Below are 2,440 nucleotides of genomic sequence, written 5' to 3' on the forward strand. Positions count from 1 at the left end.
CCAAGAGTCGAACTCGGGACCTACTGATTACAAGTCAGTTGCTCTACCAACTGAGCTATGCCGGCTTATTTTTTCACCAAAAGATAAACTCGGGAGCAATCTATTTGATTACCAGTCACAACTCTATAAATGAGCTATGCCGGCTTATTTTTTTACCAATAGATAAACTCGGGAGCAATCTATTTCATTACCAGTCACAACTCTATTAACGAGCTATGCCGGCTAAATGTTGGTGCCCGAACCCGGAATCGAACCAGGGACACGAGGATTTTCAATCCTCTGCTCTACCGACTGAGCTATTCGGGCAGCTAAACTAAGTGTTAGTCATCTACTTTAGCGAGTTTTAAACCTAGGTTTAAATAAGGAGTTTTAAGTCCTGCCTCGTTTGAAGTGGGCGTATCTTATAGCGCTGCCTTTCTACCTGCAAGTGCTATTTGTCATAAACCTATCGTTCGGTTAGTTAGTGTTCAAACCGGGTCTTTATTTCTCTACACGGCAGTTTTTATTCCTAGCTAAAATTTCCCTAAAGCTTGTAGAACACCTTAATTCCCCAAAAAACAGATCTATTTACAAATGATCATCATTACTAATCGAGCATAAAAATTGGCAAGTTAAAGGCGGGTACCTGGGCCATAGAGCTCTCTACTCGTGACTGATTTTGGTCATGTGCAGTGGATACCGGCTCTCTACAGCTGACGGGCGAGGGATCACTGTTTTCAATCTGTTTGAAGTTGCGGGGATTGGTGAGTTGTTCGATAGTCAGGCCGTAATCACTCTTTTATAATCAGTAAACAAAAGCGCCTCACGGCGCTTAAAATGTTTATTCGTCGTCTTTCTCTGGTACGTAACCTTCAATCTCTACGTCTTTACCTTCAAACAAGAAGTTGACCATCTGCTCTTCAAGAAACTTACGGTCGTCAACATTCATCATGTTCAATTTTTTCTCATTGATCAGCATGGTTTGTTTTGATTGCCACAGTGTCCAAGCTTCTTTGCTGACATTATCGAAAATACGCTTACCAAGCTCACCTGGGTATAGCTGAAATCCAAGGCCTTGCGATTCTTTTTTCAGATAGACGCAGTTAACGGTGCGAGCCATGATTACTCCTTAATTAATACAGAATTTAAGCTGGCGAGAATACGTTCAGTCGCCGCAGCTAAACCAACTTTTGGGGGATGGGGTAAGTTATACCAGAGTGAAGGCTTATCTTCCATGATCTGGTTATCGCTAAAGCCTTCGGCAGAGACAAGTATAGGGCTGATATCTAGGTGGAAATGACTAAATGTATGTCTAAATCCGGGTAATACTTCCTCTTCGGAAACTGTTAAGCCTTTTGTTATCAAGTACTCATCAAGTTCTTCTCGTGTAGAAAATTGTGGAAAGCACCACAGGCCTCCCCAGATCCCTGCCGGTGGCCTTTTTTCTAAGATAACTTCTTCGCCCTTAGCGAGTACCAACATGTAGGCATTTTTTTCCGGTATCACTTTTTTAGGTTTTTTCCCCGGATAGTCTGACTGTCGTCCAGTGAGCTGAGCCTGGCAATCGATAGCCACAGGGCAGTCACTACAAGCTGGCCTAGAACGAGAACAGATGGAGGCGCCAATATCCATCATAGCCTGATTATATTTTTGAACATCTAAATCAGGGGTCAGTTTATCCGTCAGCTCCCAAAGCTTGTTTTCGACCTGTTTTTTCCCGGGCCAGCCATCAATGGCTCCATGACGCGCTAATACCCTTTTCACGTTACCGTCTAAGATGGCATGGTGCTGTGCAAGAGCTAGGGATAATACCGCGCCCGCAGTAGAGCGGCCTATGCCAGGCAGCGACAAGACATCTTCAAAATCTCTGGGAAATTGTGAACCATGCTCATCACGAATGAGCTGAGCCGACTTATGTAAGTTCCTTGCCCGCGCGTAGTAGCCGAGGCCAGTCCAGTAGTGCAGCACTTCATCTTGAGGCGCATCGGCCAGTGAGTCTATGGTGGGAAAGCGTGTCATAAACTTAAGGTAATAGGGGATCACTGTGCTGACTTGGGTTTGCTGTAGCATGATTTCAGACACCCAGACCTTGTAGGGCGTCTTGTCTTGTTGCCATGGAAGGTGTTTACGACCGAATTTTTCATACCAACTAATGATACGGGAAGAAAAAGAGGCATTACTGGTATTGCTGATGGCGGCAGAGGACATAGTGGTGATTGCTTTAATTAGATAACAAAATAAGAAAAGAGAAACTTGAAACACGATTTTTATGCAGGCAGTCTATCTAGCAAGGCGTCTCTTAACAAGTTGTGTTTGTCGAGTATCGATGATTTAGCGCTGGAGTAATACAATAAGTGCAACAGATTAAGGTTGAAAAGTGAGAGAGCTGAAGGCAGAATTTTAGTTCTCACACACAAATTCAGAGTCTGTCATGAACAAACAGTACCATCAGCTCACTCAG

General features: G+C 43.9%; 2 protein-coding genes and 1 tRNA gene. All 3 read right to left on the minus strand.

The genetic code is table 11. The annotated features are described in order from the left end of the window. Nucleotides 1-230: 230 nt before the first annotated feature. The 3 genes from HRU42_RS20975 to mutY all read right to left on the minus strand — a co-directional run bounded on the left by HRU42_RS20975 (nt 231) and on the right by mutY (nt 2,187). Nucleotides 231-306: transfer RNA gene (locus tag HRU42_RS20975), tRNA-Phe, on the minus strand. 514 nt (nt 307-820) lie between these two features. Next, the gene (locus tag HRU42_RS20980) at nt 821-1,099 is read right to left on the minus strand and encodes an oxidative damage protection protein (protein WP_295034024.1); all 279 of its coding nucleotides are present in this window, start codon (nt 1,097-1,099) and stop codon (nt 821-823) included. 2 nt (nt 1,100-1,101) lie between these two features. Beyond that, on the minus strand, nt 1,102-2,187 hold the full coding sequence (mutY, locus tag HRU42_RS20985) for an A/G-specific adenine glycosylase (RefSeq protein ID WP_295034026.1): 1,086 nt from the start codon (nt 2,185-2,187) through the stop codon (nt 1,102-1,104). Nucleotides 2,188-2,440: the final 253 nt, after the last annotated feature.

Source organism: Shewanella sp. (assembly GCF_013214165.1).
Lineage (GTDB): Bacteria > Pseudomonadota > Gammaproteobacteria > Enterobacterales > Shewanellaceae > Shewanella.

Excerpts from the sequence above, each read along its gene's own strand:
- HRU42_RS20980 (WP_295034024.1), bottom strand. The coding sequence starts at position 1,099 with ATGGCTCGCACCGTTAACTGCGTCTATCTGAAAAAAGAATCGCAAGGC.
- mutY (WP_295034026.1), bottom strand. The coding sequence starts at position 2,187 with ATGTCCTCTGCCGCCATCAGCAATACCAGTAATGCCTCTTTTTCTTCC.